Annotated in this window: 14 protein-coding genes; 6 read left to right on the top strand and 8 right to left on the bottom strand. The window is 64.8% G+C overall.

The genetic code is table 11. The features are described 5' to 3' along the window. Positions 1-14: 14 nt before the first annotated feature. Complete coding sequence (locus tag API01S_RS07660) at positions 15-527, bottom strand: hypothetical protein (protein WP_039882796.1); 513 nt, start codon at positions 525-527, stop codon at positions 15-17. Positions 528-648: 121 nt separating this feature from the next. Then, on the bottom strand, positions 649-1,440 hold the full coding sequence (locus tag API01S_RS07665; protein ID WP_061304076.1) for an AraC family transcriptional regulator: 792 nt from the start codon (positions 1,438-1,440) through the stop codon (positions 649-651). A gap of 97 nt (positions 1,441-1,537) precedes the next feature. On the opposite strand from API01S_RS07665, the gene API01S_RS07670 reads away from it, so the two are divergent. From API01S_RS07670 to API01S_RS07685, 4 genes are all read left to right on the top strand, one after another. Then, the gene (locus tag API01S_RS07670) at positions 1,538-2,467 is read left to right on the top strand and encodes a DMT family transporter (RefSeq protein WP_006217649.1); all 930 of its coding nucleotides are present in this window, start codon (positions 1,538-1,540) and stop codon (positions 2,465-2,467) included. Between the two features lie 86 nt (positions 2,468-2,553). Then, positions 2,554-4,227, top strand: coding sequence for an energy-dependent translational throttle protein EttA (gene ettA / locus API01S_RS07675; protein ID WP_006217650.1), 1,674 nt, complete (start codon positions 2,554-2,556; stop codon positions 4,225-4,227). Positions 4,228-4,431: 204 nt separating this feature from the next. Then, a complete protein-coding gene (locus tag API01S_RS07680; RefSeq protein WP_006217652.1) occupies positions 4,432-4,965 on the top strand; it encodes an isochorismatase family protein in 534 nt (177 codons plus the stop codon). Positions 4,966-5,155: 190 nt separating this feature from the next. Continuing rightward, positions 5,156-5,380: a glycine zipper 2TM domain-containing protein gene (locus tag API01S_RS07685; RefSeq protein WP_039882797.1), complete on the top strand. Its 225-nt coding sequence runs from the start codon at positions 5,156-5,158 to the stop codon at positions 5,378-5,380. A gap of 100 nt (positions 5,381-5,480) precedes the next feature. Here API01S_RS07685 and minE read toward each other — a convergent pair whose 3' ends face one another. From minE to API01S_RS07705, 4 genes are all read right to left on the bottom strand, one after another. Then, positions 5,481-5,738 (bottom strand): cell division topological specificity factor MinE, encoded by a 258-nt coding sequence (gene minE, locus API01S_RS07690; RefSeq protein ID WP_006217654.1) that lies wholly within the window; start codon positions 5,736-5,738, stop codon positions 5,481-5,483. Positions 5,739-5,741: 3 nt separating this feature from the next. After that, a complete protein-coding gene (gene minD, locus API01S_RS07695) occupies positions 5,742-6,557 on the bottom strand; it encodes a septum site-determining protein MinD (RefSeq protein WP_006217655.1) in 816 nt (271 codons plus the stop codon). 141 nt (positions 6,558-6,698) lie between these two features. Further along, positions 6,699-7,592 (bottom strand): septum site-determining protein MinC, encoded by an 894-nt coding sequence (gene minC, locus API01S_RS07700; RefSeq protein WP_039883872.1) that lies wholly within the window; start codon positions 7,590-7,592, stop codon positions 6,699-6,701. Positions 7,593-7,757: 165 nt separating this feature from the next. Then, positions 7,758-9,527, bottom strand: a complete 1,770-nt coding sequence (locus tag API01S_RS07705) for a glutamine--tRNA ligase/YqeY domain fusion protein (RefSeq protein ID WP_039882798.1) — start codon at positions 9,525-9,527, stop codon at positions 7,758-7,760. A gap of 136 nt (positions 9,528-9,663) precedes the next feature. Between API01S_RS07705 and API01S_RS07710 the strand changes: the two genes are divergently transcribed. Next, entirely contained in the window at positions 9,664-11,007 is a 1,344-nt protein-coding gene (locus tag API01S_RS07710; RefSeq protein ID WP_006217658.1) for a cytochrome ubiquinol oxidase subunit I, read from the top strand. After that, complete coding sequence (locus tag API01S_RS07715; RefSeq protein ID WP_006217659.1) at positions 11,004-12,059, top strand: cytochrome d ubiquinol oxidase subunit II; 1,056 nt, start codon at positions 11,004-11,006, stop codon at positions 12,057-12,059. The genes API01S_RS07710 and API01S_RS07715 overlap by 4 nt, the downstream gene beginning before the upstream one ends. 182 nt (positions 12,060-12,241) lie before the next feature. Here API01S_RS07715 and recQ read toward each other — a convergent pair whose 3' ends face one another. Beyond that, positions 12,242-14,071 (bottom strand): DNA helicase RecQ, encoded by a 1,830-nt coding sequence (recQ, locus tag API01S_RS07720; protein ID WP_061304077.1) that lies wholly within the window; start codon positions 14,069-14,071, stop codon positions 12,242-12,244. Between the two features lie 92 nt (positions 14,072-14,163). Then, a complete protein-coding gene (locus API01S_RS07725) occupies positions 14,164-15,522 on the bottom strand; it encodes a fimbrial protein (RefSeq protein WP_254598553.1) in 1,359 nt (452 codons plus the stop codon). Positions 15,523-15,569 lie beyond the last annotated feature (47 nt).

A 15,569-nucleotide genomic window follows, 5' to 3' on the forward strand; every position in this document is an offset into this window, starting at 1 on the left:
ATCCGTGACGACGATCAGTGACGATGATCGTGGACGGTGTCGTAAGGCGTGTCGTCGTCCTCGTCATCCTCGTCGTCGTCCTCTTCCTCGGCGTCCGGATCGGGCTGCGGTTCCTCGCTAAGCGCGAACGGCAGCACGTCTTCCAGGTTGTCGGACCAGGCGGATTCTTCGCCGTCATGGTCCAGCTTGATGAAGCGTTCGCCTTCATTCAGTGAAATCTGCACGGCCCACAGATAAAGGCAGTCGTAGGTTTCGTCTTCGGAATGCGGCAGGCCGCCGCGATTGCCCAACAGGCGCGAGCCCGCGCCGCCCAGCTGAACGTGGGTCTGCTCTTCGTCCGCTTCGGCGTTCTCGTCCAGCGGCACGCCATAGGTCACCCATTCGGTGCCTTCGTCGCCCAGGATGACTTCGGCCAGCACGGGCTTGCCCAGATAGGCGCTGAGCGCGTCGGCGGTCTTGGCCAGCATGTCCAGTTCGGAGGCGCTGAAATGGGTCACGGAGGCTGGGGGAGTTGCAGAGGCGGACATGAAGGGTTCCTGGGCGCGATGAAGCCGCGACGGCACGGCAAGATACAAAGTCAGTCGCTATTGTCTCGCGATCAGCGTTGCGTTGCATCAGGCGCTTGGATGACGCAGCGTGACAAGCCTGTCAGGCAAGGGCGGCGGGACCGCGCTTGCGCGCGCTGTCGGGCGATTCGCCGGTCAAACGCTGGAACATCGCGATGAAGGCGGACGCAGTGCTGTAGCCCATTTCGCGCGCCACGGTTTGCACGGAATGGCCGGCTTCGAGCATGCCCAGCGCCGACACCACGCGCAGCCGTTGGCGCCAATCATTGAATGACATGCCCAGGTGCTGCTGGCAGTGGCGCAGCAGCGTGCGCTCGGTGATTCCCGCCGTGGCGGCCCAATGCGCAGCGCCGCGCTTGTCGCCGGGATGGCGCTGCAACGCGGATAGGATGGGCGCCAGCACGGGCTCGGTGGTAGAGGGCAGATAGCTGGCGTAGGCGCGCGCCCCGCGCAACTGGTCGATGACGACCTGCGCCATCCGACGATCCTGGGGCGTGGCCGGATAGCGGATGCCGCGCCGCTCGTAGTCCCCCAGAATCGCCCGGATGACGGGGCTGATCTCCAATGTGCATGGCGCATCAGGCAGGCCGGCGCAGGCCTCTGCTGGAATATCGATGCAGGCGTAATGCACTTCGCCTTCGTTCTGGCAGCAGTGCTCGACCCCGGGCGGTATCCAGATGGCGTACTGCGGCGGCGACAAATAGCTGACGCCCTCGATGCTGATTTCCATGATGCCCGACAGCGCGAAATTCAATTCCGCCCAGGGCGAGCTGTGCCGCTGCATGCGCGAATGGGGCGTGAAATGCAGGATGCGGCAGGCCAGCGGGTAGGGCAGGTGGCTGGCCAGCGCGGGCGCGGTGTCAGCAAAGTCCATGTCGGATGCGCGGGAGGGTTTGTCTGTTTTTCATTATATACAGCCATTCAGACAGGCCCTACACTTGCGGCCTGTTCTGATTCCGCATCACCGTCTTATGTCGCGCTCCGACTCCCTCGCCGTTCCTGCCCGCTATCTGCTGTTTCCGCTGCTGGCGGCCCTGATCTGGTCCGTCAACATGATTGTCACGAAGATGGCCGCCGGCGTGATTTCGCCCGCGGTCATCGGCTTTTACCGCTGGGCGCTGGCCGGCGCAGTGCTTACGCCTTTCGCCTTGCGCGGCGTCTGGACGCAGCGCCGGCTGATCTGGCCCTACCTGCCCAAATTCGCCGTGCTGGGCGGGCTGGGCATGGCGCTTTATCAGGGTTTGGCCTACGTGGCTGCGTCCAGCACCACGGCCACCAACATGGGCATCATCACCGCCATGATTCCGCTGCTGACCATCGCGGTGGGCACGGTGGTGCTGCGCCAGCGGCCCACGTTGATGGCGATACTGGGCGGCCTGGTGTCGCTGGCCGGCCTGGCGCTGCTGATCGGCGAGGGCGACCCTGCACGCCTGCTGTCCGTGGGCGCCAACCCGGGCGATCTGCTGATGGGGCTGGCGGCGCTGGCTTATGCGCTTTATGGCGTGCTGCTGCGCCGTTGGGGCTTGCCGGTGGGGCCCTGGGTGTCGCTGTATGTGCAGATCGGATTCGGCGTGCTGTTCCAGTTGCCCGCGTTCCTGATGGCCGCGCCATCGCCGCTGAACGCCAGCAACGTGCCGCTGGTGCTGTACGCCGCGATCTTTCCGTCACTGTTCGCGCCTTTTCTCTGGATGCAGGGCGTCAAGCATCTGGGGCCCAATCGCGCCAGCATTTTCCTGAACCTGATGCCGGTGGGCACGGTCGCCATCGCCTCGATCTTCCTGGACGAAAAGCCGCACCTGTTCCACATCGTCGGCGGCTTGCTGGCGCTGGCCGGCGTGATGCTCGCGCAGATGCGCACGCCCCGGCTGGGCGGTGCGCGCGCCGGTAAAGCGGCGGGTTGATGCCGGCGCGCCGACCCTGACGCACACCTGTCGGGGTTCCGGCCTACAATCGACGATTCATCAGCTTTCTTTCCCTATACGAGCCCATGGCCCAATACGTCTACACCATGAACCGCGTCGGCAAGATCGTGCCGCCCAAGCGGCAGATCCTGCGCGATATCTCGCTTTCGTTTTTTCCTGGCGCCAAGATCGGCGTGCTGGGCCTGAACGGCTCGGGCAAGTCGACGCTGCTGAAGATCATGGCTGGCGTCGATAAAGAGATCGAAGGCGAAGCCATCCCCATGCCGGGCCTGAACATCGGCTATCTGCCGCAGGAACCGCAACTGAACCCCGAGCACACGGTGCGCCAATCGGTCGAAGAGGGCCTGGGCGCCGTCGTCACCGCCAAGAAGCGCCTGGACGAGGTCTACGCCGCTTACGCCGAGCCGGACGCCGACTTCGACGCGCTGGCCGCTGAACAGGCCGACCTGGAAGCCATCATCGCCGCTGCCGCTTCCAGCGGTTCGGACGACATCGAACACCAGATGGAAATCGCCGCCGACGCGCTGCGCCTGCCGCCCTGGGACGCCATCGTCGGCAACCTGTCCGGTGGTGAAAAGCGCCGCGTGGCGCTGTGCCGCCTGCTGCTGTCCAAGCCCGACATGCTGCTGCTGGACGAGCCCACTAACCACTTGGACGCCGAAAGCGTGGAATGGCTGGAGCAATTCCTGCACAAGTTCCCCGGCACCGTCGTCGGCGTGACCCACGATCGCTACTTCCTGGACAACGCCGCCGAATGGATCCTGGAACTGGATCGCGGCTACGGCATTCCCTGGAAGGGCAACTACAGCTCGTGGCTGGAACAGAAGGAAGACCGCCTCAAGCAGGAAGAATCCTCGGAATCGGCCCGCCAGAAGACCATCAAGAAAGAACTTGAGTGGGTGCGCCAGAACCCCAAGGGCCGTCAGGCCAAGGCCAAGGCGCGTCTGGCCCGCTTCGAGGAACTGTCGTCCTACGAATACCAGAAGCGCAACGAAACCCAGGAAATCTTCATCCCCGTGGGTGAGCGCCTGGGCAACGAGGTCATCGAATTCAACAACGTCAGCAAGGCGTATGGCGATCGCCTGTTGATCGACAACCTCAGCTTCAAGATTCCGCCGGGCGCCATCGTCGGCATCATCGGCGCGAACGGCGCGGGTAAGTCCACGCTGTTCCGCATGATCGCCGGCCGCGAGCAGCCGGATTCGGGCGAAGTCACCATCGGCCAGACCGTGAAGCTGGCCTATGTGGACCAGTCGCGCGATGCGCTGGAAGACAAGAAGACGGTGTTCGATGCGGTGGCCGACGGCGCCGACATCCTGACCGTGGGCAAGTTTGAAATGTCGTCGCGCGCCTATCTGGGCCGCTTCAACTTCAAGGGCGGCGACCAGAACAAGGTCGTGGGCCAACTGTCCGGTGGTGAACGCGGCCGCCTGCACATGGCCAAGACGCTCATCGCCGGCGGCAACGTGCTGCTGCTTGACGAACCGTCCAACGACCTCGACGTTGAAACGCTGCGCGCGCTGGAAGACGCCTTGCTCGAATTCCCCGGCAGCGTCATGGTCATCAGCCACGATCGCTGGTTCCTGGACCGTATCGCCACGCACATCCTGGCTTTCGAAGGCGATTCGCAAGTGGTGTTCTTCGACGGCAACTACCAAGAGTACGAAGCCGACAAGAAGCGCCGCCTGGGCGAAGAGGGCGCCAAGCCCAAGCGCCTGCGCTACAAGGCATTGAAGTAAGCCTCGCTCGCTTGCCCTCGAAAAATCCCGGCCGTGAATTCGCGCCGGGATTTTTTTCGCGCTGATAGAATCAAAAAACGCATCAGGCGCCGGTTGGTCTCTGCGTAACGCAGGCGGCCCAAAGCCATGGCGACGCCCGCCTGACACGCATCACGCCAAGGCTGGCCGGCACATCCGGCACGCCGCGCTCTCCGGAGATTTCCCATGTTGCTGCAAGCCGCCGATTCCACCTTCCTCATCGTCGATATGCAGGGCAGGCTGATGCCCGTCATCCACGACAACGAGGCCGTGCTCAACACCACGCACAAACTCGCGCAAGCCGCGCGGATGCTCGACGTGCCGGTCATCGCCACCGAACATCACAGCAAGATGCTGGGCGTCACCGTCGACCCGTTACGCGACATCGTGCAATCCACATTTCAGAAGATGCACTTTTCTTCGGCGCGCGAACCAGGCTTCGAAGCGTGGCTGCCTGCTGCGCGCAAGACCATTCTGGTGGCCGGCTGCGAGGCGCATATCTGCGTGCTGCAAACGGTGATCGGGCTGGCGGACATGGGCTATCACGCCGTGCTGGTGTCGGACGCAGCGGGCTCGCGCAAGCCTGCGGACCATCACGCAGCGCTGCGTCGCGCGCGGGCGCACGGTGCTGAAATCGTCACATCGGAAATGGCAATATTTGAATGGATGCAAACTTGCGAGCATCCACGTTTTCGTGATGTGTTACGTCTCGTCAAATAGCGGACGCGGCTTGCAACATCGTCCCTGGGGCACGCAATTATTCTCTCGCCCTTTGACACAATTCCTGGGCAAACCTAACACCCCTGGCGAAGATAGTTTGAGATCCTGAAGCCTCTAAACCCTTATGGGGACCGCGCGCTCGCGTCAGGTCCATGGTGCGGCCCCTGGGTATAAGAATAGGAGCCTCATCATGAAAATCGCATCTCTCTCCAAAATCTGTGTCGCACTGGCCATGACTGCCGCCATGGCGGGCTGCTCGTCGTGGGATGGCATGAGCCATCGTCAAAAGAGCACCGTTGGCGGCGCCGCATTGGGCGGTGTCGCGGGCGCCGTGATCACCAACGGCGGCGTCCTCGGTACGGTTGGCGGAGCGGCGATCGGCGGCGTGATCGGCGATCAGGTCGGCAAGCATTAAGCGCCTGCGCAGCATGCAAAACGCCCGGCAATGCCGGGCGTTTTTTTATGGCCGTGATCCAGTATGAAATGCGCGCCGGCAAGCCGGCGCGGCTGCCGCATCAGGTTTCGTTCTGCGGCATCTCGATCTTCACTTCCAACACTTCCAGCGTGTCCTGGCGTTCCAGGTGCACCTTGATGTCTTCAGGGTTGATCTTCACGTACTTGGAAATCACCGCGATAAGTTCCTGCTGCAGCTGCGGCAGGTAGTCGGGCGAGTCGCCGCGGCCCCGCTCGTGGGCCAGGATGATCTGCAACCGTTCCTTGGCGACGGAAGCGGAAGTTTTCTTTTGACCAAGCAGAAACGACAGGAAGGACATTGCTTACTTGCCTCCGAACAGGCGTTTCAGGAATCCGGGCTTTTCGTAATCGGTAAAGCGCAGGGCCTTGTCTTCGCCAAGGTAACGGGCCACGACGTCCTTGTACGCTTCGGAAACGTCGGTCTCTTTCAGATGGATTGCCGGCAAGCCTTGGTTGGACGCTTGCAGCACCGCTTCCGATTCGGGGATGACACCGATCAGCTTGATGCGCAGGATGTCTTCGATATCGCCCAACGACAGCATTTCGCCGTCGACCACGCGCTTCGGGTTGTAGCGCGTGAGCAGCAGGAATTCCTTGACGGGTTCACCGCCGTCCACCGCCCGCTTGGACTTGGCCGCCAGGATGCCCAGGATGCGGTCCGAGTCGCGCACCGAGGAGACTTCCGGGTTGGTCACGACCAGCGCGTCGTCGGCGAAATAGGCCGCCATCAGCGCGCCCGTTTCGATACCGGCCGGCGAGTCGCAGACGATGTATTCGAAACCCATTTCCTTCAGGTCATTGATGACCTTTTCCACGCCTTCCTGCGTCAGCGCGTCTTTGTCGCGCGTTTGCGAGGCGGGCAGGATGAACAGGTTTTCAAGCTGCTTGTCCTTGATCAGCGCCTGGTTGAGGGTGGCTTCGCCCTGGATCACGTTGACGAAGTCGTACACCACGCGACGCTCGCAGCCCATGATGAGGTCGAGATTGCGCAGGCCGACATCGAAGTCGATGACAGCGGTCTTGTGGCCCCGCATCGCGAGGCCCGCGGAAAAACTGGCGCTCGTCGTGGTTTTACCCACGCCGCCTTTGCCGGAAGTCACCACAACAATGCGTGTCATGACGATCAAACCCTTATGTTCGAATAAATCGCGTTATCGTAAAGCAAAAAGCCCATGTAAGGCTTCTTACAGAATGTGTTGAGACTTGATGTTCCTGCTGCTGGGGCCAGCGTGCTTGCACGCCGCGTCGTCGCCGCCAGTTCAGCCTTTCAAGGCTTCGATCCGCAACGTGTCGCCATCCAGGCGAACCAGCGCCGGCTGGTTCTGCAACGTGCGGTCAAGCTTGTCTTCCACGACCCGATACACGCCGGCCACGGCCAGCAGCTCGGCATCCAGATGCGTGGTGAAAATGCGCGCCGACGTGTCGCCGCGCGCGCCGGCCATGGCCTTGCCGCGCAAGGGCCCGTAGACGTGCACATTGCCATCGGCGATGACTTCGGCGCCCTGGCTCACCATGCCGATCACGACCAGGTCGGTGTGGCGCGCGTACACGCGCTGACCCGAACGCAGCGGCTTGGTGATGACCAGCGCCGAGGCCGAATGCGGCGCTGCCTGCGTGGGCGCGGGGGCGGACGTGGCGCCGCTGGCCTCGCGCGCGGGCAGCGGCTCGCCGCCAGCCTTGGCCGGCTTGTCGTTGGCCGATTTATTTGCGGCGTCGGCGGCAGGCGCGTCCGGGATATCGGCGGGCGTTGCCGCGATTTCCACGGCGGCGGCGGGCACCGATGGCACGGGCGTGGACACATCGTTGGGAGGCGCGGTATCGACCACGGGCGCGGGCCGGGCGGGCGGGGTGGACAGCTCGACTGGCGTCAGGCCCGCGTCGCGCGCGGCCTTCAGGTTGGCGCCTTCGGCCACCACGCCGATCGGGGGCAGGTTATGCGCGCGCAGCGCGTCGACCAGCGCCTTCCAGTCGATCGCTTCTTCGACGCGGCTGGCGTCGATGACCACGGGTTCGTTTTCAAAGAAGCTGCCGGCATCCGCCATGCGCTTGGCCAGCGCGGCGGCGAGGCGTTCGGGGTCCGCGCTGTGCAGGACCACGCGAATGGCATAAAGGGTGGCGCTTTTGAAGTCCAGGGCTAGGGATTCAGTATTCATCTTGATTGTGGCTGGCGGCCCGGGCGCCAGGAAAACGGCGCCCGCAACCGGCTGCGGGATGTCGGGCATGATAACCCGCGCCGGGGTGGGCTGCGCAGGGGGAAAGACGAAAGAAAAAAGCGCCCGAAGGCGCATTTTTTCCGTGTTATGCACGCGCGGCGAGGCTCAACCTTGTGCCCAGGAATCGCGCAGCGTCACGATGCGGTTGAGCACCGGGGCGTCGGGCGTGGATTCCTTCAGGTCGGCCGTGAAATAACCCAGGCGCTCGAACTGCCAGGTGGCGCCCGGCGTGGCGACCGTGCCGGGTTCCAGCCAGGCCGTGACGGTCTGCTTGGAGTTCGGGTTCAGGCAGGCCAGGAAGTCCTTGTCGCCGCCGTCGGGACGCGCATCGGCGAAGAGACGGTCGTACAGGTGGATCTGGGCGGGCACCGCGTGGGCCGCGCTGACCCAGGTGATGTTGCCCTTGACCTTGACGCTGTCCGCGCCCGGCGTGCCGCTCTTGGTGTCGGGCAGGTATTCGGCCTGCACTTCGACCACTTCGCCCGCCTCGTTCTTGGTGAAGCCGGTGCAGCGCACGACGTAGCCGTACTTCAGGCGCACCGTGTTGCCCGGGAACAGCCGGAAGTATTTCTTGGGCGCTTCTTCGCGGAAATCGTCGCGCTCGATCCAGAGTTCGCGCGTCAGCGGGAATTCACGCACGCCGGCTTCCGGATCGTGCGGATTGCGCGGCGCGGTGCACGGTTCGGACTGGCCTTCGGGGTAGTTCGTGATGACCAGCTTGATCGGGTCCAGCACGGCCACGGAGCGGGCGGCGATGGGGTCCAGATCGTCGCGCACGGCTTGTTCAAGCAGGCTGTAGTCGATGCGCGAGTCGGACTTGGACACGGCGGTGCGGTCGCAGAACAGGCGGATCGAGGCCGGGGTGTAGCCACGGCGGCGCAGGCCGAAGATGGTCGGCATGCGCGGATCGTCCCAGCCGTCCACGTGGCCTTCGCGCACCAGTTGCAACAGCTTGCGCTTGCTGGTGACGACGTAGCTCAGGTTCAGGCGGGCAAATTCGTACTGGTGCGGCAAGGGCGTGGCCAGCTTGCCCAGCTCGGCCAGGCGCGTGAGGATCCAGTCGTAGAACGGACGCTGATCTTCGAATTCCAGCGTGCACACGCTGTGCGTGATGCCTTCCAATGCGTCTTCGACCGGGTGCGCCCAGCTGTACATCGGGTAGATGCACCACTGATTGCCCGTGCGGTGATGGGTCGCGTGACGCACGCGGTACATGACCGGGTCGCGCAGGTTGATGTTGGGCGAAGCCATGTTGATCTTCGCGCGCAGCACCAGGCTGCCGTCCGGGTGCTTGCCGTCGCGCATCTCGCGCAGCAGCGCGATGGACTCGGCGGCGGGGCGGTTGCGCCAGGGCGAATCGGTGCCCGGCTCGGTCAGCGTGCCACGGTTGGCGCGGATTTCTTCGGGGCTTTGCTCATCGACGTAGGCGTGGCCGGCTTCGACCAGGGCTTCGGCGAATTCGTACATGTAGCCGAAGTAGTCGCTGGCGAAGTACAGGTTTTCCTTGCCATCGGCGGCCTTCCAGTCAAAGCCCAGCCAGCGCACGGCTTCGATGATGGCGTCGACGTATTCCTGGTCTTCTTTCTCGGGGTTGGTGTCGTCAAAGCGCAGGTGACAAACACCGCCGAAGTCGCGCGCCAGGCCGAAGTTCACGCAGATGCTCTTGGCGTGGCCGATGTGCAGGTAGCCGTTGGGCTCCGGCGGAAAGCGCGTGCGGATGCGGGCCGGATCCGGGTCGCCCTGTTCCTGCACGGCGGCCGGGCCAGGCTTGCCCGCCCAGCGTTTGCCCTGGAAGCGGTTGGCTTCGAGGTCGTCCTGGACGATGTTGAGCAGGAAATTGGATGCAGCAGGGGTCGGCGTCGTGGCGGAGGTCATTCTTGAAAGAATAGGAAAAAGCGGCGACAAAGCGTCAATTTTGCCACGTTCCGCAGCAGGGGCCTTTTTGAACCTCCTGCAACCGGTTTCAAACTGGCCCCACGCGCTTGTAACTGGCTCTACACTACGGGCCATCATGGATATATCCACCCTTTCCCTGGCCCGTGCGCAGTTCGTGGCCAGCCTGAGCTTTCTGGCGCTTTTCCTGGCGGTTTCCCTGGCGCTTGCCTGGGTGCTTCTGTTTTTCAAGGTCCGCGCCCGCTGGTCCGGCCGCGCGGGCTGGACCGCCGCCTACCGCTTCTGGGTCCGCATCTTCGCGCTGGCTTTCGTGTTGACGCTGGCGGCCAGTGTGCCCGTGCTGATTCAGATCGGCAGCCTGTGGGCGGGCCTGATGGACAAGATCGGCAATGTGGCCGGCCCGCTGCTGGGCTACGGCATTTTGTCGGTCTTCATCCTGAAATCCTGCTTCCTGGGCGTCATGCTGTTTGGCCAGCGCCGGGTTTCCGATGGCGCGCACACGCTCGCGGTGCTGATGGTGGCCGTGGGCCAACTGGTAGCGGTGTTCTGGGTGCTGGCCTTGCAATCCTGGATGCAGACGCCCGATGGCGCGGTGCTGGTCGATGGCCGCTATCAGGTCTATGACTGGATGGCCGTGGTGCTCAATCCCTCGGTGGGCTGGCGCATGGCCGTGGTGGCCGTGGGCGCGGCGCTGGCCGCTTCGTTCCTGATGATGGGCGTGACGGCATTGCAGGCCCTGCGCCGCCCGCTTGGCGATGGCGAGCGCAACGCCTTCAAGACCGCGCTGGTCATCGCGCTGCTGGCCGCGATCCTGCAAATTCCCGTCGCCACCGGCGCGGGGCAATTGATGGCCAAGCTGCAACCGGCCAAGGCCGCCGCGGCTGCCGGCTTCTGGGAAAGCGGTTCCGAGCCGCAACTGGTGCTGTTCGGCTGGCCCGACGCACGCGCGCACACCAATGTCTCCGATGTGACCATCCACAATGCCGGTGGCCGCTGGCTGCACCGCAATGCGGACGGCAGCTATATGGGCCTGGACAAGTATTCCGGCATGTTGCCGCCGGTGGCGCTGACGTTCTGGTCGCTGCGCGTGGCCGTGGCGCTGGGGCTGTTGATGCTGGCGGTGGCGTGCGTGACGTTCCTGTGGACCTTCCGGCGCGGGCTGGATCCCTCGACCTTGCCCGTGTGGTGGCAGCGAGTGCTGTGCGGCATGATGTTTTCGGGCGGTATCGCCGTGGTGGCCAGTTGGTGGGTGTCGATCATCGGCCTTCAACCCTTCGTGGTGAACGGCACCATCACGCAATCCGAGGTGCTGGGGCAGATCCCTTCCAGCACGGTGCTGTACGGGCTGTTGGGCTATGGCCTGTTGTACGCGCTGCTGTTGGCGGCGTTCACGGGCATGTTGTTCCACGCCGCCCGCTACGGGGTCGTGCCGGTACGTAAATTGAGCGGGGGAGCGCCATGATCGCCATGTTGGCCGCATCGCAGGGGCTCAGTCCCGAAGACCCTTCATTCTGGATGCCGCTGGCCTTCATGGCGCTGTTGTTCGTGGTGATCGCCGCGGGCATGGTGCTGGATGGCTTCGATCTGGGCGTCGGCATCCTGCTGCAACTGGCGCCCGAACACGAGCGCGGCCGCATGATGTCCTTGTTGAGCCCCTGGCGCGACGCCAACGAATTCTGGCTGCTGCTGGGCATGGGCCTGTTCGCCTCGGCGTTCCCCTTCGCGTGGGGCGCGGTGCTGGGCAAGCTCTACGGGCCCCTGACATTCATGGTGCTGGGCGTGGTGCTGCGCAGCGTCTCGTTCGAATTCCGCATCCGCGCACGCAACGAAATGAAGCCGCGCTGGATCTTCGGTTTCTGGGCCGGCTCCATCATCACGGCCTTCGGTCAGGGGATGTTGCTGGGCCGGATCGCCACGGGCTATCAGTCCGATGCCGGCTATGGCTGGTTCGCCATGTTCGTGGGCCTGTGCGCGGTGGCGGCCTATGTGCTGCTGGGCGCATCGTGGTTGGTCATGCGCGTGGACGGCGACCTGCAACGGCGCGCGGCCTACTGGGCGCGCCACGCCATCCGCTGGACGGCGGTGGGCATGGTCGCCATCGCCGTGACGCTGGGACTGGCCAATGCGGGCATCTTCTACAAATGGAGCAACATCGCGCACCTGAGCCTGGCGGCCACGGTGTGGGTGCTGATGCTGGCCGGGTATGTTGCGGCCGAAATGCTTCTGGCGCGCCTGCCGGGCAAGGCGGAACGCTTCAGCTGGCTGCCCTTCGTGCTGTGTGTGGCGCTGTTCCTGCTCATGTTGAGCGGCCTGGCCTACAGCCTGTTCCCGTACCTGATCCTGGATGACATGACGCTGTGGGATGGCGCGGGTGCGCTGGGGTCGATGCGCCTGGTGTTGGCCGGCGCGGTGGTCGGCATTCCGGTGGTGCTGGTGTTCAACATCCTGGCGTACCGCTCGGTCTTCGGCAAGGAACGCCCGCCGGTGCCGCTCTTGCCGCCACCTTCGTACTAGGCCGCGGCGTCCCTGTGTTTTCGAATGCTATCGGCCCCCGCTTGGGGGCCGAATCTTTTGATCACCGATTCAGGCGACGGTGAGCACGCCGCCACGGATTTGCACGCGCACGGGCGATTCCAGCAGGCCGCTGGCCTTTACTGACCAAGCCGCTGGCATTTACAGGACCAGGCCGCCGCCCCTTACAGGACGGGCTTGGCCACGCGTTGCAGGATCTCTTCGCCGTAGGCTTCCAGCTTGCGCGCGCCCACGCCGCTGATGTGGCTCAGGGCATCCATGGACTCGGGCTGCGCCAACGCAATTTCACGCAGCGTGGCGTCGTGGAAAATCACGTAGGCCGGCACGCCGTGGCTCTTGGCGACCTCGCCGCGCCAGGCGCGCAGGGCCTCGAACACGGGTTGCAGTTCGGGCGGCAGGTCGATGGCGGCAGCCTTGGGACGGCCGCTGCTGGTCTTGCCCGAGCGCGTTTTCTTTTCGGATTCGCGCCGCAGCATCAGCTGGCGTTCGCCCTTGAGCACCGCGCGGCTGCCTTCGGTCAGGGCCAGCGTGCCGAAGCCTTCGTTGTCCACCGTCAACAGGCCTTGCGCCAGCAACTGGCGCAGCACGCCGCGCCAGGCCGTGTCGCTCAGGTCTTCGCCCACGCCAAACACACTCAGGGTTTCATGACCGTGCTGCTTGGTGCGATCGGTGACCTTGCCGCGCAGGATGTCGATGATATGGCCCGCGCCATAGCGCTGCCCGCGTTCCTTCCACAGGCGGTAGACGGCCGACAGCACTTTCTGCGCGGCCACCGTGCCGTCCCAGGCTTGCGGCGGTTCCAGGCAGACGTCGCAGTTGCCGCAGGCGGTGATCTGCTGGCCAAAGTACGCCAGCAGCCGCACACGCCGGCACTCGACCGTCTCGCACAGGCCCAGCATCGCGTCCAGCTGCTGCCCCAGCCGGCGGCGATAGGATTCGTCGCCCGGGGATTCGTCGATCATGCGGCGCTGCTGCACCACGTCTTGCAGGCCATAGGCCAGCCAGGCCGTGGCGGGCAGGCCGTCGCGGCCGGCGCGGCCGGTTTCCTGGTAGTAGCCCTCGACGGATTTGGGCAGGTCGATGTGGGCCACGAAACGCACGTCGGGCTTGTCGATGCCCATGCCGAAGGCGATGGTGGCCACCATGACCACGCCGTCTTCGCGCAGGAACCGGGCCTGGTTGGCCGCGCGCACCTGGGGGCTGAGGCCGGCGTGATACGGCATGGCGTCGATGCCCTGGTTGCACAGGAATTCGGCGGTCTCTTCGACGCGCGCGCGCGACAGCCCATACACCACGCCCGACTCGCCTTCATGTTCGGTGCGGATCATTTCCAGCAGCTGCTTGCGCACTTCGTTCTTTTCAACGATGCGATAGCGGATGTTCGGGCGGTCGAAGCTGGACACGAAATGCCGCGCGTCGTCCAGCGACAGGCGCTGGGCGATTTCAGTGCGCGTGTCCGCCGTGGCCGTGGCGGTAAGCGCGATGCGCGGCACGTCGGGCCAGCGCTCGTGCAGCATGGACAGGCCCAGGTATTCCGGCCGGAAATCGTGGCCCCATTGGGATACGCAGTGCGCTTCGTCGATGGCGAACAGCGCGATGCGGCCGCGTTCCAGCAGTTGCAGGCAGCGGTCGGTCAGCAGCCGTTCGGGAGCGACGTAAAGCAGGTCGAGTTCGCCCGCCAGAAATGCCTGTTCGACGTCGCGGGCCACGCGCCATTCCTGCGTGGAGTTCAGGAACGCGGCGCGCACGCCCAGTTCGGTCAGGGCGTCGACCTGATCCTGCATCAGCGCGATCAGCGGCGACACGACGATGCCGGTGCCTTCGCGCACCAAGGACGGGATCTGGTAACAGAGCGATTTCCCTCCGCCCGTGGGCATCAGGACGAGCGCGTCGCCGCCGTCGATCACTTGTTCGACAATGGCTTGCTGGTCGCCGCGGAAGGATTCGTAACCGAAAACGCGCTGTAGTACGCCCAGGGCGCGCGCGTCAGACATGGGGGTAGGCCGGAAGCATCATGGCAGGGATTTTAAGCCGCAAATTCCAGGCGGCTGTTTCAGAGGGATATTTCCGTCCGTCTTGCGGCCCGCTACCAGCTCAGCCACGTGCCGCGCATGAAGGTGTCCACTGGCATGCTCAGGTTGGCGCGCCATTCGTAGTTGCCCGACACGATGTCGCGGTCGGCCCCCACGGCCAGCTTCACCTTGGGCGCCACGAACATGCTGTGCGACAGCCCCACGCGCTGCTCGGCAAGCGCCGAACCCTCATGCAGGCCGGAATACGTGCCGCTGAATGTGCCCCAGCCCGTGATCGGCACGCCCGCCGACAAGGTATTGCGCGACTGCGGGGCCGAGGCCACGCCGCCGGAATACGTGGACAGGTCGCCAAAGCCCGCCCCGATCTGCTCGTTCGTGTAGCCCAGGTTGACGGTGTCCGCGACTTCGACGCTGTAGCCGAAGCGGTAGCGCCAGGCGTTGGATGCGTCAAACGAGCTTTGCGTGGCGCCTGCCTGGAAGGTGCCGTATTCCCCCGCCGCGTAGGTCGTGCCCATGCCGCGCGTGGTCAGCGAGGGGGCGCTTTGCATCTGGCCTTCCACGGTCAGCGCCGGCGTCAAGCCGTAACGCACGCTGCCCATGCCGACCGAGGCGCCGTAGTCGACCGCGCCGGAACTGGCGGCCGGGTCCATGCGATTGAGTTTGCCCACCGACGACGAATACCCAAAGCTGCCTTCCGGCACGGTCGCGGCCGAGCCGGCCCAGTTGGCGATCTGCAAGCCGCCGACCGGCGCGGTGCTGCCCCAGGCGGGTGCGTTGGCGTTGATATTGCCTACGGTGAGCGAGGGGCCGGCGGTGTTGCGGTAGACCCAGTTGCGGTCGCCGCCGTAGCGCAGGCCGTCTTGCCCGCTGACCGACGCAAACCAGGGCCGGGTCGGACGCGAAACGCCCGAAATCACCACCACCGGCACGCGGGGAATGTCGCTGTCTTCCAGGGCAAAGGAGTAGTTGGGGAAGATGTCGTCTGGGGAGCTGGCATCCGGAACGGCGCCTTCCGTGGCGCCGGCGACCTGGTCCTCGCAAGCCAGCGGGCCGCCTTCCATGCCTTCCGACAGCCCGGTGTTCAGACCGGGAATGGGGACGGGAGGGCTGTCCGCGCCCCCCTGCACGCTGGTGTCCATGGCCGGTTCGGTGGCGCGCAAGCCGCAAGGCGGCGGGCCCAGGGGCACCGCGCGCGATTCCATCGACGGCGCGGGACGCACGGGCATGGGCTGTACGGGGGACAGTACGCCGATGCCGCGTGCGACCAGCACCGGCGCGCCCGGGGAGGGCGTCGCGTTTGAATGGGGGGACGCAGCCAGCGTGTCGGCAAGCGCGGTAGCCAGCGGGCAGCAGAATCCCGTCGTCAGCGCCACGTGCAACAGCCGTCTGCGCCAGTTTGCAGGGGCGACCATAAAAACCAGTGTAGAGAGGGGCAGCCGCTGTAGCTGTAAACGATTTT

The sequence above is a fragment of the Achromobacter piechaudii NBRC 102461 genome (assembly GCF_001571245.1).
Taxonomy (GTDB): Bacteria; Pseudomonadota; Gammaproteobacteria; order Burkholderiales; family Burkholderiaceae_B; genus Achromobacter; species Achromobacter piechaudii.

Bases quoted from the DNA above. Each gene is read 5' to 3' on its own strand.
- API01S_RS07725 (WP_254598553.1), bottom strand. From the start codon at position 15,522: ATGGTCGCCCCTGCAAACTGGCGCAGACGGCTGTTGCACGTGGCGCTG.
- minE (WP_006217654.1), bottom strand. From the start codon at position 5,738: ATGTCCTTCCTGTCGTTTCTGCTTGGTCAAAAGAAAACTTCCGCTTCC.
- API01S_RS07710 (WP_006217658.1), top strand. From the start codon at position 9,664: ATGGATATATCCACCCTTTCCCTGGCCCGTGCGCAGTTCGTGGCCAGC.
- ettA (WP_006217650.1), top strand. From the start codon at position 2,554: ATGGCCCAATACGTCTACACCATGAACCGCGTCGGCAAGATCGTGCCG.
- API01S_RS07705 (WP_039882798.1), bottom strand. From the start codon at position 9,527: ATGACCTCCGCCACGACGCCGACCCCTGCTGCATCCAATTTCCTGCTC.
- minC (WP_039883872.1), bottom strand. From the start codon at position 7,592: ATGAATACTGAATCCCTAGCCCTGGACTTCAAAAGCGCCACCCTTTAT.
- minD (WP_006217655.1), bottom strand. From the start codon at position 6,557: ATGACACGCATTGTTGTGGTGACTTCCGGCAAAGGCGGCGTGGGTAAA.
- API01S_RS07670 (WP_006217649.1), top strand. From the start codon at position 1,538: ATGTCGCGCTCCGACTCCCTCGCCGTTCCTGCCCGCTATCTGCTGTTT.
- recQ (WP_061304077.1), bottom strand. From the start codon at position 14,071: ATGTCTGACGCGCGCGCCCTGGGCGTACTACAGCGCGTTTTCGGTTAC.
- API01S_RS07665 (WP_061304076.1), bottom strand. From the start codon at position 1,440: ATGGACTTTGCTGACACCGCGCCCGCGCTGGCCAGCCACCTGCCCTAC.
- API01S_RS07685 (WP_039882797.1), top strand. From the start codon at position 5,156: ATGAAAATCGCATCTCTCTCCAAAATCTGTGTCGCACTGGCCATGACT.
- API01S_RS07680 (WP_006217652.1), top strand. From the start codon at position 4,432: ATGTTGCTGCAAGCCGCCGATTCCACCTTCCTCATCGTCGATATGCAG.
- API01S_RS07660 (WP_039882796.1), bottom strand. From the start codon at position 527: ATGTCCGCCTCTGCAACTCCCCCAGCCTCCGTGACCCATTTCAGCGCC.
- API01S_RS07715 (WP_006217659.1), top strand. From the start codon at position 11,004: ATGATCGCCATGTTGGCCGCATCGCAGGGGCTCAGTCCCGAAGACCCT.